This is a genomic window from Streptomyces sp. NPDC104106 (assembly GCF_055584345.1).
On sequence record NZ_JBVJMF010000023.1, the window covers coordinates 86,836 to 103,076 of the forward strand.

General features: G+C 67.9%; 11 protein-coding genes and 2 pseudogenes. 6 read left to right on the top strand and 7 right to left on the bottom strand.

The genetic code is table 11. The features are described 5' to 3' along the window. Window positions 1–7 precede the first annotated feature (7 nt). On the top strand, window positions 8–1,552 hold the full coding sequence (locus ACZ60X_RS37190; protein WP_469608484.1) for an AMP-binding protein: 1,545 nt from the start codon (window positions 8–10) through the stop codon (window positions 1,550–1,552). Window positions 1,553–2,630: 1,078 nt separating this feature from the next. Here the strand turns inward: ACZ60X_RS37190 and ACZ60X_RS37195 are convergent. Beyond that, window positions 2,631–3,587, bottom strand: a complete 957-nt coding sequence (locus ACZ60X_RS37195) for an NADP-dependent oxidoreductase (RefSeq protein WP_469608486.1) — start codon at window positions 3,585–3,587, stop codon at window positions 2,631–2,633. Between the two features lie 56 nt (window positions 3,588–3,643). Between ACZ60X_RS37195 and ACZ60X_RS37200 the strand changes: the two genes are divergently transcribed. Next, window positions 3,644–4,261: a TetR/AcrR family transcriptional regulator gene (locus tag ACZ60X_RS37200; protein WP_469608490.1), complete on the top strand. Its 618-nt coding sequence runs from the start codon at window positions 3,644–3,646 to the stop codon at window positions 4,259–4,261. An 842-nt stretch (window positions 4,262–5,103) separates the two neighbouring features. Next, entirely contained in the window at window positions 5,104–5,508 is a 405-nt protein-coding gene (locus ACZ60X_RS37205) for a hypothetical protein (RefSeq protein ID WP_469608493.1), read from the top strand. A gap of 737 nt (window positions 5,509–6,245) precedes the next feature. Here ACZ60X_RS37205 and ACZ60X_RS37210 read toward each other — a convergent pair. The 3 genes and pseudogenes from ACZ60X_RS37210 to ACZ60X_RS37220 form a co-directional block, all read right to left on the bottom strand. Then, window positions 6,246–6,803 (bottom strand): transposase, encoded by a 558-nt coding sequence (locus ACZ60X_RS37210; RefSeq protein WP_469608496.1) that lies wholly within the window; start codon window positions 6,801–6,803, stop codon window positions 6,246–6,248. A gap of 22 nt (window positions 6,804–6,825) precedes the next feature. Then, window positions 6,826–7,353, bottom strand: a pseudogene (locus tag ACZ60X_RS37215) (IS110 family transposase); the annotation flags it as partial. Between the two features lie 32 nt (window positions 7,354–7,385). After that, window positions 7,386–8,640: pseudogene (locus tag ACZ60X_RS37220) on the bottom strand (IS256 family transposase). A 567-nt stretch (window positions 8,641–9,207) separates the two neighbouring features. On the opposite strand from ACZ60X_RS37220, the gene ACZ60X_RS37225 reads away from it, so the two are divergent. Further along, entirely contained in the window at window positions 9,208–10,734 is a 1,527-nt protein-coding gene (locus tag ACZ60X_RS37225; RefSeq protein WP_469608593.1) for an NHL domain-containing protein, read from the top strand. A 52-nt stretch (window positions 10,735–10,786) separates the two neighbouring features. Here ACZ60X_RS37225 and ACZ60X_RS37230 read toward each other — a convergent pair whose 3' ends face one another. Further along, complete coding sequence (locus ACZ60X_RS37230) at window positions 10,787–11,323, bottom strand: hypothetical protein (RefSeq protein WP_469608499.1); 537 nt, start codon at window positions 11,321–11,323, stop codon at window positions 10,787–10,789. A gap of 40 nt (window positions 11,324–11,363) precedes the next feature. Further along, window positions 11,364–12,461 (bottom strand): hypothetical protein, encoded by a 1,098-nt coding sequence (locus ACZ60X_RS37235; protein WP_469608502.1) that lies wholly within the window; start codon window positions 12,459–12,461, stop codon window positions 11,364–11,366. Window positions 12,462–12,868: 407 nt separating this feature from the next. On the opposite strand from ACZ60X_RS37235, the gene ACZ60X_RS37240 reads away from it, so the two are divergent. Together ACZ60X_RS37240 and ACZ60X_RS37245 are read left to right on the top strand one after the other, a co-directional pair. Further along, window positions 12,869–13,588 carry a hypothetical protein gene (locus ACZ60X_RS37240; RefSeq protein WP_469608505.1) on the top strand — a complete coding sequence of 240 codons (720 nt, stop codon included), beginning with the start codon at window positions 12,869–12,871 and terminating at the stop codon, window positions 13,586–13,588. Window positions 13,589–13,655: 67 nt separating this feature from the next. After that, window positions 13,656–15,503 (top strand): FG-GAP-like repeat-containing protein, encoded by a 1,848-nt coding sequence (locus tag ACZ60X_RS37245; protein ID WP_469608507.1) that lies wholly within the window; start codon window positions 13,656–13,658, stop codon window positions 15,501–15,503. Window positions 15,504–15,736: 233 nt separating this feature from the next. Here the strand turns inward: ACZ60X_RS37245 and ACZ60X_RS37250 are convergent, their stop codons facing one another. Beyond that, entirely contained in the window at window positions 15,737–16,060 is a 324-nt protein-coding gene (locus ACZ60X_RS37250; protein ID WP_469608510.1) for a hypothetical protein, read from the bottom strand. Window positions 16,061–16,241: the final 181 nt, after the last annotated feature.

Consider the following 16,241-nt stretch of genomic DNA (forward strand, 5'->3'; position numbering starts at 1 on the left):
CCCGCACATGCCAACCGCAGCACAGCCCTTCCGTACCGAAGTCGAGCAGATCCTCGACACCCTGGACACCGCCCCCGGGCGCGTCGTCCTCACCCACCAGCACCGACACATCACCGCCGGCGGACTGCGCGATCTCACCCACCGCCTGGCGTGGGAGCTGCAGGCCCAGGGGGTCGGTCGCGGCCACACCGTCACTCTGCTCACCGGCAACCTGCCGGAGGCCATCGCCGTGCGCTACGCCGCCGGTCTGCTCGGCTGCCGACTCAACCAGCTCTACACCAAGCTGCCGGCGAGCACCCAGGCCACCATGGTCCGGGACGTCGAGACCCACACGCTCATCACCGACCCCGGTCACAGCGAACGGGTCACCGAGATCACCGCCCAGGCCCCGCTCGAGCGCGTCCTGGTACTCGGCGCCGCGCCCGCGGGCGCGGATCTGTTGGCGCTCGCCGCTCGTCGGCCGGGCGTCCCCTTCCCCTGCCGGGCACGGCCACAGGACATCCGCACCATCCGCCACTCGGGCGGCACCACCGGCCACTCCAAAGGGATCTGCATCAGCTACGGCCAGGCCCGGCCGTTCGGCCCCGACCTGCCCGGGGACCCCGGCGAGCAGCCGAGGCTGCTGGTGTGCACCACCATCGCACACGCCGCCGGCCTGATGACGGACAAGATCTTGCGCCACGGCGGCAGTGTCGTCCTGCTCGACGGCTTCGATCCGGCAACCGTGCTCGGCACCGTGGAGCGCGAGCGCATCACCGACCTGTTCCTGATGCCGCCGCTGCTCTACCAACTCATCGACCACCCGCACGCCCAGCATGCGGACACCTCCAGCTTGCGCCGAGTGACCTACGGAGGCTGCCAGGCGTCCCCTGCCCGACTCGCGGACGCCGTACGACGCCTGGGCCCGGTCCTGGTCCAGCTCTACGGCCAGCACGAAGCCGGGATCGTCACCGTCCTGGACGCCCAGGACCATGACCCGGCCTGCCCGGAGCGACTGCGCTCGGTCGGCAAGGCGATGCCCGGCTGCGAAGTGATCATTCGGGACACGGCCGGCCGAAGCCTGCCGACCGGCCAGGCCGGCGAGGTGTGTGTGCGCTCCGACACCCTGATGCAGGGCTACTGGAAGCAGCCCGAACTGACGGCCGCGGTTCTCCGGGACGGCTGGCTGCACACCGGTGACGTCGGCTTCCTGGACGAAGACGGCTACCTGACCATCGTCGACCGGCTGAAGGACCTGATCAACACCGGCGTCGGCCACGTCTACACCTCCGAGGTGGAGGAGCTGCTCAACTCCCACCCCCACGTACGGCAGAGCGCCGTCTTCGGCGTCCCCGACGCCGACGGCGTCGAGCGGGTGCACGCCGCTGTCGTCCCGGTTCCCGGCACCCGGCCCGACACCGGCCAACTGCGTGCCCTGGTACGCGAACAGGGCAGCACCCTCCACGAACCCACCAGCGTCATCCTCCTCGACACCCTGCCGCTGACGGACGCCGGCAAACCCGACAAGAACCTCCTGCGCCGTCAGGCTCGGGGTTCCCACTCAGCCGGCTGAGCACGACAACAGTGGCCAGATCGGGGCCAGCGGTCCTCTTGCAGGACCGCGAAGAACATAACTGGCGGGGGCGCCGCCGTCGTGGGGGTGGGTCTGCAGTCGAGGTAGGTGGCGGATCCACACGCTGATTGCGGCTACCCCACAGATCGCCCATGATCCAACTGCCCTCCTGGCCGTGGGCGTTCATCTTCTGCCCCTTGTTGCCAGTGCCCCTAACCGGGCCCTGGAGCCGGAACCGCTGCCGCGAATCAGCCGACCGGAGAGCGATGACACTGGCTCGCCGGCCGGAGCTGCGCCCCGCCTGAGTTCACCGCCGTGAGGGAAGCGATCCGGGTGCCCTAAGGCAGGACGAAGCCGCGTTTCCGATAGGCGCCCTTGGGCTCCGCGCCCCACCTGGATGCGGAGCAGTGCCGCTCCTCGGTCGGCCAAGGAGGAGTTGTCAGTGGTGCCGGGCAAGCTGGTGGATTGTGCTCGCGTCGTTGGGAGTTGGCGCGGCGTGAATCCGAGGAGACCAGCGATGACGGTGGCGGTCAGGATGTGTGAGGGGTGCGGTGGTCCGATTCCGCCGGAGAAGCGGGCCGACGCACGGTTCTGCAAGTCGGACTGCTACTGGGAGATGAAGCGTCAGGAGCGCGCGTCGGCGTATGCGTCTCGGGAGTGTGAGCGACTGGGCTGCACCAATGTGTTCAAACCTGGGCGGACGGACCAGGTGTACTGCTCGAAGCGGTGCAAGGGGGCGGTGAATACAGCGAAGGCGAACGTGATGCGAGTCGCCCGCGACAAGGCGGAACGCGCTGAGCGCCGCAAGGGTCGGACATGTGAGCGGTGTGGCGACCCGATCCCGGAGTCGCGAAAAAACGGTGCCTTGCCTTGGCTTTGTGCGCGAGAACCGACAGCAGACGTTCACCACTTCGGGAGGCGCCCGAGCGAGCCCGGAATCGAACTGCCGAAGGCTCCTTCATCGCCGGGAAGCCCGTTCATCCTGCGCGGGCGGAGCTGGGGCGTGACGGCCGCCATCTTGGTGACGACGGTTTGCCCCTGATGCAGTCGAACCGCCTGCCTGCGTGCGCTGCCAGCCTCAGAGGTCGATGACGACCTTGCCCTTCACGTGCCGGCCGGCCTGTAGCTCGACCGCGGCCCGGATCTGGTCGATCGGGAAGGTCGCCGCGACGGGCACTTTCAGCCGGCCTTCCGCGACCAGGCGGGCGATCTCTTCCAGGGCGCCGGGGGCGGCGTTCGCGCCGTTGGCGGCCACCACTCCCTCGACCTGCGCGGCGATGGTGCAGATGCGACTGTCCGGGACGTCGAGTTCTCTTGCCACGTCCACTGTGTCGGTTCCGTGGAGGTCGATGGCGGCGGTGATGCCGTCAGGAGCGAGGGCTCGAACCCGCTCGGCCAGGCCGTCGCCGTAGGTGACCGGCTCGGCTCCGAGGTCACGCAGATAGTCGGCTGACGCTGCTGATCCCGTCCCGATCACGCGCGCTCCTGCGATGCGGGCCAGCTGGACGGCGAACACGCCGACCCCGCCGCCGGCGCCGCCGATCAGGATCGTGTCGCCCGGACGGGGGGAGACCGTGTCGAGGGCGGCGGATGCCGTACGGCCCGCGATCGTGAGGGTGGCTGCGGTGCGGTCGTCGACACCGTCAGGCGTGTGGTGGGCCTCGTTCGCCGCGGTCTTACCGGACGAGTCGACCACCACGAAGTCGGAGACCGCGCGAGACAGGGCACCGCCGAACACCCGATCGCCGATCGCGAAGTCGCTCGCTCCGTCGCCGATCTGGTCGATCACACCCGCGTAGTCGGTCCCGAACCCGGCCGGCAGCGTCAGGCCGAACCTGGCCGCGGTCTCTGCATCGGCGGTCATGATCCAGTCCATCGGGTTCAGGCCGGCCGCAGTGACTCGCACTCGGACCTGCCCTGGCCCGGCCTGCGGTTCCAGGACCTTCTGGACGTCCAGGTTTTCAGGGCCTCCGAAGGAGTCCATCCGTACCGCCCTGCCACTGGCTGCGGGTGAGTGGTCGTTCTGTGCCTGCATGGCGTCTGTCTCCTCGATGGCGAAGGAAGCAACGAAACGGACTATGCTCCGTTTACATGAACGACCGTAACACAACCGGAGCGCGTTCCGTTTCTGGTGGGGTGGAGATCCGCACGCCGCGGGCGGACGCGGCACGCAACCGCGAACACCTGCTCACGGTGGCGACCCGCGTGTTCATGTCGGCCGACGCTGAGCCCTCGATGCGCGCGATCGCCCGCGAGGCCGGGGTCGGCGTCGCTACCCTCTACCGTCACTTCCCGACCCGCGAGTCGCTGGTCGACGCGGTCTACAAGGACCAGGTCGTGCGTCTGACGAGCGGCGCCCGCGAGCTGCTCAACCATCTGCCCCCCGCGGCGTCGCTGCGGCGCTGGATGGATTTGTTCGGAGATTGGATAGCGGCCAAGAACGGCATGCTCGACACGCTGCGAGCGATGATCGACTCGGGCCAGGTCGCCCATGCGCAGACCCGGACCGAACTTCTGACGGCCATCTCCACGATTCTCGATGCAGGCCGTACGGCGGGCGACCTCCGCGCCGATATCGCGGCCGAAGACATCGCCGCCGCCCTCGTCGGCATCTTCACAGTGGCCTCCCGGCCTGAGCAGGAAGCCCAGGCCGATCGCCTGCTGAACCTGCTGATGGACGGCCTCCGGCCCGCCCCCCGGCCGTCCTGAGGGCGAGCCCGGCCCCCTCGAAAGGCCGTCACCCGGGCTGCCGTTGGAACCGCCAACCCTGCGAATCTTCAGTCCCAGCACCAGGCTCGCCACTGTCCACTGACATCGAACCCAGCCCACGGCATTCCTTGCCATCCAACCCAGTCGTCGCAGGTCGCAACGGACGGGAGCCGCTCGGCGGCACGGGACCGCCTTGTCAATGAAGTTCGTCGTCGCAGGTCGGGGGCTTTCGCCCGGGCTGACTTCATTGACAACGGACAGCCACCCAGCTGATCCCACGGCCGAAATTGAACGACCGCTGGTGGTGCCGCCTCCCGAAGCGGTGTGAGGCTGATCCTTGGGAGTGGACACCCTGACAATGGATCTTGATGGTCCAGGGATGTCCAGGTGGGACGCAAGTCTCTGGCCGATTCGCGCTCTGCCGCGTCCGGTGCGGCGTGTGCTGATCTGGGTCTGTGAGGCATGCGGATCAGGGGGCGGTATGGACGACTTGCACGTCAGTCGGTGGCGGAAGAACGGGCAGGATCGGCTCTACGTCAATCTCGGCGGGCCGCGGGGTCAAGCGGTGGCCTGGCTGAACTGCAAGACGGGAGAGGTGCGGATTCTAGACGGTATGTAGGTGCCGGTTTGGGCCGGGCACGACGGATACGACGGGGCTATGGCTGTACGGGCTCGTCCGGCCTCGTCCGGCCTCGTCCGGGAAACTAGACTCCACGCATCCCCCTAAGGCACCGTGATACCGCTGCTCCACAGTCAGCCCGCGCCCGATGACCGCGTCGGGTCAGCAGACGGCGGAGCAGGCGTTCGCGTACTCGGAAGGCTTACACCATGGAAGGGGACCCATGCAGATCATCAAGGGCCGACTCGCGGCCAAGGCCGTCGGCCTCGTCGCCGCCGTCACCGGTGTCGCGGCGCTCACGACCGCACCCGCCCACGCGGAGACTATCGTCTGGCTGAGCAGCCCGAGCCACTGCGCCGGGGTCTACAAGTCGTGGCAGGTCGACTTGGGCAAGACCGGCGTGCCCGACCTGTGCCCCGGCCCCCACGACCACAAAGACGCCATCATCGCGTACTGCTGGGTCAGAGGCGACGACATCGATAACGGCGGAAACGTCTGGTACTACACCGAGCGGGTGTACTACAGCTGGGAAGGTTGGCAGTACCACAGCGGATACCTCTACGGCGACTACGTCGACTCCAACAAGGAATTCCACGCCGGGCTCCAGCACTGTGGCTGGGGAAACTAGACGGTATGTAGGTGCCGGTTTGGGCCGGGCCTCGCTCGCACGTTGTCGTGGGTTGCCGGCCTGGCGCACCCTGGCCAGTAGTGCCTACATGTGCGGGAGCCCGGTGTTTTCTGAGCGTACGAGCGTGGGGCTCGATGTGCACGCGCGAAGCGTGGTGGCGTGCGCGATCGACACGGTGACCGGGGAGCTGACCCGTTCCCGGCTCACGCCGCAGCATGCTGACGTCCTCGACTGGCTCGGGCGGCTGCCCGGTCCGGTCGCGGTGGCTTACGAGGCCGACCCGACCGGGTTCGGTCTTGCCCGAGCGCTTTCGGCGGCCCGGGTGCGCTGCGAGGTGCTCGGGCTCCCTCACGGTTGCAGCGTCCGGCCGCGGAGCGGGGCAAGACCGATGCGCGTTACGCGCTGCACCTGGGAGTAATTGTCATTCCTGAAGGGGTGAGTTCCGTCAAGGGTGGTATATCTGCTGGTTGTTAATGGTTCTGGGCAGCGTTGACCGGCTCGCGGGCAACGGTGAGGTCGGCGAGCGTGTATGTGTGCTGTGGGGTTGTGGGTGTCGCTCGTCTCCGCTGTGTGATGCAGGAGGGCAGGGCCAGGTCTCGGCCGCCGGTCATTCCTTCGCGGCGTGAGGCCGCATGGAGCGGTGCGACGTGCGGCAGGCGGGGTCAGTTAGAAACCGCGACCGCGCCGGGTGGGGGTCAGACAATTGCCCGACCGCGCGCCTGCCGCCACCGAGTTGCTCACGCGGCCTGGCGGGCCAGGGCGCGGATGTGCCCGTCGCGCAGCCCGTAGTAGACCAGGGTGAGCAGCTTGCGGGCCGCGGCGATCTTCGCGATGTTCTTGCCGCGGCGGGCCTCGATCCGGGCCCGATCCTCCTTGATCTTGGGGGTGGTCTTGCGCTGGATAGCCTCCACGACCGCCCAGCGGACCAGCTTGCTGCCCTGTTTGGTGACGTGTCCGCGGCGTGCGACGGTGTCGGACTCGTAGTGGCGCTGGGTCAGTCCGGACCAGGAACACAATCGGTCGGCGGAGGGGAAGCGATGCACGTCGCCGATCTCGGCGACCAGCACAGCCGCCAGTACGGGCCCGATGCCGGGCAGCCACTGGATGCCCCCGCAGCCAGCGTGACCGCGAAGCCGTTCGGCGATGCGGCGGTTGAAGAGGTCTTCCTCTGCGTCGAGGATGTCGATCAGCTTCAGCAGGGACGCCACGCGCCGGGCATAGGCGCCGGACAGAGCGGTCTGCTCGAGCTGGGCACGGCCATCGACCCCGAACAGGCCGGACACCGCGATGAGCACGCCTGGCCTTCGCAAGCACGGCATGTACCTGAGCCTTCAGCCCGGAGCGGAGCGCGACCAGCTTGGCCCGGTAACGCACGAGTTCGCGCAGTTCCCGGGTCTCGGCCGGGGCGATCCATGACTCCGGCAGCCGCCCCATGCGCAGTAGGTCGGCCAGGCCCGCGGCATCGCGGACACCGTTCTTGACACGCCGATAGGCGAAGCCCTTCACACCCAGCGGGTGCGCCAGGTGAACCTGTGCTCCGGCCGCCTGGAGCACGTCGGCCGCCCAGTACCAGCCGTAAGTGGCCTCCATGACCACGTCCGGGCGGGTCCCGGCCTGCTCGATCTGCAGGCCCAGGGCCACCGGGTCGTTGACGATTCGTACCGCGCTCAGCTGCTCGCCCTGATCGGTCTGCCGCACGATGACGGATCGCCTGCGGTGCAGGTCGATGCCGACGTATTGGTGTCCGTCATACTCGCTCACCAGGGGCCTCCTTCGCCGTGACGAACGTGAGTACCCGGGACCTACCCAGGCAGCCCACGGGGGGCGGAGGCCCCGCCCCTTCATCGCATCAAGACCTGTGGATCAGTTGAGGTGAATCACGCTGCGAGGGTCTTGTCTCGTTCGACGAGGAGGCCGTTCTCGAAGCGGGCGCCGGCTCGGACGAGGGCGACGAGGTGCGGTGCGGTGACCGCTCGCCAGCGGGCCTGGGCGGACTCAACGAGTTTGGAGACCATCGCGAGGGCCGCGGCCGGGCTGCCGGCGCCGCGGGTGACCTTGGTCCGAAGCTTCACGGTGGAGAAGGTCGACTCGATCGGATTCGTCGTCCTCAGATGGACCCAGTGCTCGGCGGGGAAGTCGTAGAACGCCAGCAGCTCGTCGACCTCGCCGATGATCTTCTTGACGGCCTTGGGGAACTTCGCCCCGTACGCCTTCTCGAACGCGGTGACTGCCTTCTCGGCGTGCGCACGGTCCTCGGCGTTGTAGATCTCCTGCAGAGCCTTCTTCCCGCCGGGCTGCGCGGACTTCGGCAGCGCGTTCGAGACGTTCCTTGTTTTGTGAACCCAACACCTCTGGTGCCTGGCCTGCGGAAACACCTCCGCCAGCGCCGTCCACAGGCCCATCGCACCGTCGCCGACCACGAGCATCGGGTCGCGCATCCCGCGCCGCCGACAGTCGCGCAGCAGGTCCGCCCAGGACTCGGTGGACTCGCGCAGACCCTCGGTGATCGCGATGAGTTCCTTGGTGCCGTCGACGCGGACGCCCATCAGGACCAGGAGGCAGGAGTGCGTCTGGGACAAGCGGATCTTGGGATGGACGCCGTCGGCCCAGACGTAGACGTAGTCGGATCCGGCCAGGTTCACGGCGCTGGAACTCGGTGTGGTCGGCGGTCCACTGCTGCGTCAGCCGGGTCACTGTGGCCGGCGACAGCCCGGCAGAGGAGCCCAGGAACTGCTCCATCGCGGGCACGAAGTCGCCCGACGACAGGCCGTGGAGATAGAGCAGCGGCAGCACCTCACTGATCTTCGGGGACTTCCGACACCACGGCGCCAGGATCTTCGAGGAGAACCGCTGACGTTCACCCGTCGTCTCGTCGACCCGCTTGTCGTTCACGCGCGGGGCGGCCACCTCGACCGGCCCAGCAGCCGTGGTCACGGTCCGCGGCCGGTGCCGGCCGTTGCGGACCACCAGTCGGCGACCGGCCTCGTCACGCTGCCCGGCGAGCTCGGCTATGTACTGGTCCACCTCCGCCTCCAGGGCGGCGGCCAGCATCCGCCGAGCACCCTCGCGGACGATCTCGTCGATCAGGGAACCGGCCTCGGTGGTGCCGTCTTCGGTGACTACGCTGAGCACGGGCGTGCCTTCCCGACCCGCGTTCGCAGCGCGGGCCTACTCGGTGACTTGACGATCACTCACTCGGGAAGGTACGCCCTTCGCGCGTCCTCCAGAGGAGCTGATCCACAAGTCCTGAGCATTGCTCAGAAAGGTGGTGGGCTGGTCGATCGCCGACCACATGCGCACCTCCCTGGGGGCGGCAGCGGGCGGCACGTCTCTTGCGTTGCCGCCCCGCTGTGCGCGGAAAGGGCTCGGATGCAGGCGACCTGCTGAGTGTTAAATCAGACGTCGCCTCGTGTGGGTGATCTTCCTTCAGCCTGCCTTTTGGGACCGGGCTGGGAGTGCGGGGTTTGCCGGTCATGGGACGAAACCATCCTGCTTCACAGCGCGACATGTCCTGAAATCTTGGTTGTACACACATTCCCATTTCTGCTCTTTCCGGACGGCGGGAGGATCGGTCTCGCGGTTCGCCTCCGGGCGGGCGAAGACGATCCGATCTCGGTACGAGGGGCGCGGTATGACGGTGGACCAGGAGTGTGGGGATCGGCTGCGAGGGACGGTCTGTCGAATGGTGAAGGGACAACGATGACCACTGCTCAGGCGACAGCCGCAGGTGGTGAGGGCTCCGCCCCTGCGATCAGTACGGTCGCGGGGACTGGGACCGCGGGATTCAGCGGGGACAATGACCCCGCCGTCTCAGCCAAGTTGAACCGCCCGTACGGGATTGCGGTGGACAGCACCGGCACTCTCTACTTCTCCGACTACAACAACCACCGGGTCCGGAAGATCACGACAGACGGGAAGATCACCACAGTCGCGGGGACCGGGGTCGCAGGATTCGGCGGGGACAATGGCCCTGCCCTCTCGGCCCAGCTGAACTGCCCGCGTGAGGTGGCGGTGGACAGCGCAGGCACCGTGTACATCACGGACGCAGGTAACCACCGGGTCCGGAAGATCACGGCCGACGGGAAGATCAGCACGGTCGCCGGCACGGGCACTGCGGGGTTCAGCGGCGACGGCGGCCCCGCCACTGCCGCCGTGTTGAACTACCCGTTGGGGGTGGCGGTGGACAGCACCGGCGTCCTCTATATCTCCGATCACAGTAACCACCGGATCCGGAAGGTTACGGCGGACGGGAAGATCAGCACCGTCGCGGGGACCGGATCCCCGGGTTTCAAGGGAGACGGTGGTCCAGCGGCTTCAGCGCAGCTGAGCCGCCCGTACGCACTGGCGGTGGACGGTGCGGACGAGCTCTACATCACCGATGGGGATAACCACCGGGTCCGGAAGATCACGGCCGACGGGAAGATCAGCACGGTTGCGGGCACGGGCACTGCGGGGTTCAGCGGTGACGGCGGGCCGGCGCCGTCAGCGAAGCTGAACCTCCCCTTGGGGGTGGTGGTAGACAGCACCGGCACTGTCTACGTCTCCGACTACAACAACCACCGGGTCCGGAAAATCGCGCCGGACGGGAAGATCAGCACGGTCGCTGGCACGGGCGCCGCGGGGTTCAGCGGTGACGGGGGCCCGGCCGTTTCCGCCCAGCTGTACAACCCGTTCGGGCTCGCTGTGGACTGCGTCGACACCCTCTACATCGCCGACCATCTCAACAACCGGATCCGGAAGATCACGTCGGCGAGGCTGGCCACGCTGCCCGAGTCGGGCACGGTGGTGTCCTGGGCCAACGTCCGCAGCAGGCTTCGGATGTCGGTCTGGCGTGAGTCGACCAGGGACGGCGCCGAGATCCACCAGCTGCTCGCCGTCCCGAGGGATCACCAGCGGTGGCGGCTGGTCGCGGCGGGCCAGGACAACGGCGATGTCTTGTACCGGTTCGAGAACGTGCGCAGCGGCAAGGTCCTGGAGGTCGTCGGAGCGGGCGAGGCATCAGGGGCGGTGGTCGCGCAGCGTGCCTACGAGGGTGCTGACGCGCACCATCAGCAGTGGAGGCTGATCCCGGTGGGCTCGTCGAACGGCAGCCCGCAGGTGTACGAGATCGCCAACCGCAACAGCGGTCTGCTCCTGCGGGTCGACACCAACGCCCCCGCGGCGGTCAGGCAGGACGGTGCTCAGGGCGACCATCACGGCCGGCAGTGGCAACTGCTTCCCGTATAACGCACAAGGGGTCAGGGGCGGACTCGCCCCTGACCCCTTCGAAGTGCGTGCGTCAAGTGGAACCGGACGAGCCCTCGTTGGGCGACTTGAGCGTCTTGGGTGTCTTGGGCGGCTCCGGTTCCTGGGCGGTCGGCTTGGCAGCTGTGGGCGCCTCCGGTGCCTTGGGGGGCTTGGTGAAGTCACTCTTCTTGGGCCGGTTCTCCAGGTCCTCGTCCTTCTGGAGTCCGCTGTGCTCGGTCACCGTCGTACTGGACGTCTGCATGCCTGCGGCGGCGGCCTGGGACACCGAGCCGGGGTCCTGGGCGTACTGGGCCTGTGCACCGGCTGATGCCTGGGTGGTCTGGATGAAGGAGCCCAGGAAGCCCAGGATGGCCCGCGCTTCGGGCGATGTCTCCTGCACGACCTTCGCGCGGGAGGACGCCCCGTGGATCGCGGTGTTGAACAGGCTTGTGCTCGTGTCGTCGTACGTGTCGTCGTCGGCGTCCTCGAAGTCGACGCCCGCGCCGGGCTGTGGCTTGGAGGCGTCGGTGGTCACCGAGAAGAGGCCCGCGCTCTTGCCTGCGGAGCCGAAGATGTTGTCGAACACCATGGTCGTCATCCCTGGTCGTCGTCGTGGCGGCGCCCGCCGGTCAAGGCTGCTTGTAGGAGGCTCGTGGGCTGTAGGTCAGGTTCTCGACGTCGAGCATCGTGTGGTCGACCTCCAGGGCGGAGACGACCTCGGCCAGTCCCTTCATCCGGAAACCGCCGCCGGCCAGCTCGATGTCGCCGATGTCGCGGGCGACCAGCCCGTCGAGGCCGGGATAGGTCCCGGGCTGCGGGGGAGACAGGACCGTCACCGGCACGTCGTACTTCACCGCGATCAGTCCGGAGAAGGTCACCGGGATCTCGTAGGTGTACTGCTTGCGGGTACGCCGCTGCGTGACGATGGTCTGCACACGCGAGTCCGCCGGGACCTTGCCGGAGATCTGCGACTTCGAGGCCCAGCTGGTGGTCAGGGAGCCGCCGACGGAAGCCGAGATGCCCAGCAGCAGCGAGGCGTTGAGCGTCGCGCTCCCGGTGGCGCTGCCCGTGGTGTTGAATCCCACCGAGGTGGTCACCGTGTTCGTCGCGGAGTTACCGGCCGAGTTCGTCGTGCCCGCCTCGGTGGCGTTGGCGTTGTCGACGCCGAGGTTGTCCTTGCTGTTCTTGTTGGTCACGGTGGTCGTGTTCTTGTTCGTCATGTCGTTGCGCAGCTGCGTGCCGAGCTGGGACTGCAGGTCCATCCTCAGCAAGTTCTGCAGCTGCAGCTGGAGCTGGGCGCTGACGCTGCCGCCGAAGGTGAGCTTGGCCTCCCCGTGCAGCGACCAGTTGACCCCGTTCGACACGGTGAAGTCGACCGAGTCGGTGAAGGTCATCTCCGTCGTCTGGCTGCGGTTGACGTAGGTGCGCGAGGAGAACGTCTCAGGCGGGGGCTGGCTGATGTTGCCCCGCTCCTCGATCAGCGGCTCCCCGAGGTTCATGTAGGCGAGCCAGCCCAGCTGGGACGCCGTCCCCGGAAAGCTCCCGAAGCTCGACTTGTTCACGGAGAACCCGACGGGCTTGTGCTTGACACCGTTGGTGTCGACGTAGACCAGATTGGGGTGGTTCAGGATGGACTGCCACGTCTGCTCGATGTCCAGTTCCCGCAGGTTCCTCTTCGTCAGCGGCTGACGCTTGGCACGTTCCAGGAGATACGCGGTGGAAGACATTCCCCGTCCTCAACTGATTCGGGATTGAACCGCGCCGGCGAATGGAAAACAAGCATCTGTGCGCGATCCGGCAATCGAAACTATCACGGACCTAATTCCCCGGGAAGGCGTCCATAGACATCACCCTCAATCGAGTGATTACGGTTCTCCGGATGCTCAACTCTCCTTTTGTGCGGGTACGTTTTGGCACTGTCGGTTGCCCGGCCGACGGATTGTTGTATTCGGGCGTGCAGGCTCTGTGACCTGGGGTGTTGTCGTGGGTGACGGTACTAGTTTCGGTCGCTGAGGCTTTTTCAAGCCGTTTCGGCCGACAGTGATTCTGCTGCCTGAAATTTCTGCCTGACATGCCACGGAGCTGAGTGTCCGACGGGCTGTTCCCTGCGTCCAGAAAAGGTGAGGTTTTCGCGATGTACACCCAAGAACGCACGACTCTGACGAATCTGGTGGTCGGCGGCCCGGTGGCGGTGAACAGCTACGACAACGCGATCGTGGCGGCGCTGATCGAGAACCGGCCGGTCATGCTCGTCCACGCCTTCAACGGCGGCTATCTGCGGCCCGCCGAGCTGAAGGCGGACAGCCACGACAAGGGGGTCAGGCTCGCCACGGCGCTCGAGCCGGCAACCAAGGAGGCGAACGGCCACCTCTGGCACATCACCCCCGCCGGGTTCTTCGGGCAGCGACCGCTGTACTTCATCGAAAGCGCCGCGGGCCCGGTGCCGCCCAAGCCAGCCGCCGCGGGCCAAGCCGACGCCGGCCGCGGCGACGACGGCGTGCCCAAGCCGCAGCGCAGGCGCATCACCGTCCACCGCGATGCCCCCAAGAGCACGGCCGACACCGTACAAGTGGGCCTGCCCGACAAGGTGGGCGACAACTGGCGCGGGAAGAACGGCGCACCCGAGGACACCCAGCTCTGGGTCGTCACGGTGACACCGTGGGGCGGGATCACCTTCGTGCCGATCATCCACCCCGACGCCATCCTCGGCTTCAAGGACTTCGCGGTGACGACCGACAGCGAGGTGCGCGTCACCTACAACTGGGGCGGGGACTTCACCGGGACGGTGATCAACACGTTCTATCCGCGGCTGCCCAATGAGTGGGACGTCCCCTACCACCACGTCTTCACGTGATCCGCGGCCACCGCCCCGACACACCCGTCCCGAGCCGACGCCCCAACCGCCTGGAAGAGGCACCACGATGCACGTGCCCACGCAAGAACTGAAACTTCAGATCGTCAACGCCGCCACGGGCAAGACCCTCGGCACCAGGGCCACGCCGGGCACGGACGGGGCGCTCGTCGTTCGCGACTTCCCCGAGAACGGCCCGAGTCCGCAGCAGTGGCAGCTCACTCCTGTGCAGCCCGGGCGGGGCGGGCTGGCGCAGGAAGAACAGGCTTATGTGATCCGCAACGCGGCCGGGGGCAAGGTGCTCGACAATCCCGCCGCCGCCGACCGCGGGGTTCGCCAGTGGGACGCCACCGTCGGAAGGAAGGGCCAGCAGTGGCACGTTGTCCCCGTCGCGGGTGAAGCGGGCCTGTACTTCATCGAGGGAGTCACCGACGGTGCCGTTCTCGACCTCGCCGACCCCGGTCCGGACGACATCCGCGTCGTGCTGCGCGCGTACGACGAGAACGCGGCGAGCCAGCGCTGGCGGTTCGTCACGGCCGAGCCCGAGCGCACCAGCGACCCCGTGCTGCGCTGGGGCGCCCTGAGCCACTGGAACGGCCGCCGGTCCTGGCGGCTGGCCCGCTCAACCGCGCTGCGCCCCACGCCCGATGCGGCGCCCTCCTTCAGCGACATGTTGCTGGTCCTCACACGGTTCGGCAGCGACCAGGACGCCGGCGGGTGGAAGAGCGACGGGCCCGGCCCCTCTCCCGGCGGGCAGTCCGGCTGGTGGGCCGGGCTCGGTTCGCGGTTCCTCGCCGCCACCACGCGAGCGGGACGGGCGGACATCGTCGGGCTCAAGCCTGCGAAGGGGGCCGTGACGTCGTCCAGCGAGGGCGACGGCACCTTCGAAGATGCCGAGCGCCTCCTGCACCCACCCGCGTCCTCCGCGAGTCCCGCGGACCTGTGGACTCTCGTGGACACGACGGGCGACGGCCGGCCCGACGTCGTGGTGCTGGCCACCGACGGTGTCCGGGTATCCGCTCAAGACGAGACGGGGGCGTTCGCGCCCGCGGGCGGCAAGCTGGTCCTCAAGGCGTTCGGGCACGGCCAGCAGGCCGGTGGCTGGCTTGCGGACAAGCATCCCCGGTTCCTCGTCGATACCACCGGTGACGGGCGCGTCGACATCGTCGGCTGCCACGACGACGGCGTGTGGATCTCGCTCCAGGACGAAGCCGGTAAGTTCGCACCGCTCAGTGGCGAACCGGTGCTCAAGGCATTCGGCCACGCCGAGAAGGCCGGTGGCTGGCTCGCCGACAAGCATCCCCGCTTCCTCGTCGACACCACCGGTGACGGGTGCGTCGACATCGTCGGCTGCCACGACGACGGCGTGTGGATCTCCCTCCAAGACGAAGACGGCACCTTCGCCGAGCCTCTGTACGTCCTCGACGACTTCGGAAGCGACCAAGGGTGGACCTCGGTCAAGGAACATCCCCGCTCCCTGATCAGCACCACGAGCGGCGGAGCAGTGGACATCGTCGGGTTCGGCCCGCAGGGCGTCGTCGTCGCACGCGGGCGCGGCGACGGCACCTTCGAACCCTCCAAGCTCGTCCTGAACGACTTCGGAGACGCTCAGGGATGGACGGGCACGAGGCATCTACGCTTCCTCGCCGACGTCACCGGCGACGGCACCCCGGACATCGTCGGCTTCGGCGACGAGGGAGTCTGGGTGTCACACAACCGCGGCGACGGCCAGTTCGACCAGGCCCAGCTGGTATGCCGCGGCTTCGGCCACAACGACGACGCCGGCGCCTGGCGCGTCGACCGCCACCCCCGCTTCCTCGCCGACATCACCGGTGACGGACGCGTCGACATCATCGGCTTCGGCGGCCCCGGCGTGTACGTCGCCCGAAACCTCTACCGCCGCTTCAGGACCCGCTGAACCCCCCGAAGGCACGCAGCCGCATCCCGGTCATTCGCCACCGGCATGCCGAAGCACGCCAATCCGGATTGTGACGTGCGGCCTGGCCCGCCTCCGCCTGCGCGGCGCACAGTCAGCAGCCGCATCAGCGCGCAGGGCTCGTGGGCGCAGAGCACTGCGGCGCGCGCCGCTGCGGCGGCTGGCGTCCTCCTGGCCGACGGTGAGCTTGTACGCGCGGGAAAGACGCTCTCAGGTCAGAGAAGTGGGTCCGAAAGGAAGGGCACTGCCTGGCTGAGGACGGCCGAGGCGCCCGGATATTGACCGAGGAACGTACGGCCGAGGCCGGCCACTGTGTTGTAGGGCTGCCCCAGGCCGAACTCGTCGAGAGAGAAGCCGCCTGGAAGGGGGCCCTGAAGCGCGGAAGGGCTCGCGGCGGGAGCAGCCTGGGCCGGTGCAGCCCCCGCCACGCCGGTACCGGCGAGGAGAGCGGCGGTCACTGCGGCAGCCGCCACACAACGCTTGTGCATCGTGTTCTTCATACCGGTCTCAACGATCATCAGCCGGTCGAGTCGCTGCACGGCCGGCTCGTACGACGCCCCGGAGTGACTGATCACTTCGCATTGGCTGCTGCTGGTCCGATATCTCTGACGCCCTGTCGTTGCCAAGAGTGATGCAGTTCAGTGGGCAACCTCCGATCACGGGTGGTGATCTGCCTGTCCGAGGATCGCGTCGGCGTAGTGCGGAATGAGGTCGTGGAGG

Coding starts and splice junctions, on each gene's coding strand:
- ACZ60X_RS37245 (WP_469608507.1), top strand. CDS start 13,656: ATGCACGTGCCCACGCAAGAACTGAAACTTCAGATCGTCAACGCCGCC.
- ACZ60X_RS37235 (WP_469608502.1), bottom strand. CDS start 12,461: ATGTCTTCCACCGCGTATCTCCTGGAACGTGCCAAGCGTCAGCCGCTG.
- ACZ60X_RS37240 (WP_469608505.1), top strand. CDS start 12,869: ATGTACACCCAAGAACGCACGACTCTGACGAATCTGGTGGTCGGCGGC.
- ACZ60X_RS37200 (WP_469608490.1), top strand. CDS start 3,644: ATGAACGACCGTAACACAACCGGAGCGCGTTCCGTTTCTGGTGGGGTG.
- ACZ60X_RS37225 (WP_469608593.1), top strand. CDS start 9,208: ATGACCACTGCTCAGGCGACAGCCGCAGGTGGTGAGGGCTCCGCCCCT.
- ACZ60X_RS37190 (WP_469608484.1), top strand. CDS start 8: ATGCCAACCGCAGCACAGCCCTTCCGTACCGAAGTCGAGCAGATCCTC.
- ACZ60X_RS37230 (WP_469608499.1), bottom strand. CDS start 11,323: ATGGTGTTCGACAACATCTTCGGCTCCGCAGGCAAGAGCGCGGGCCTC.
- ACZ60X_RS37195 (WP_469608486.1), bottom strand. CDS start 3,587: ATGCAGGCACAGAACGACCACTCACCCGCAGCCAGTGGCAGGGCGGTA.
- ACZ60X_RS37205 (WP_469608493.1), top strand. CDS start 5,104: ATGCAGATCATCAAGGGCCGACTCGCGGCCAAGGCCGTCGGCCTCGTC.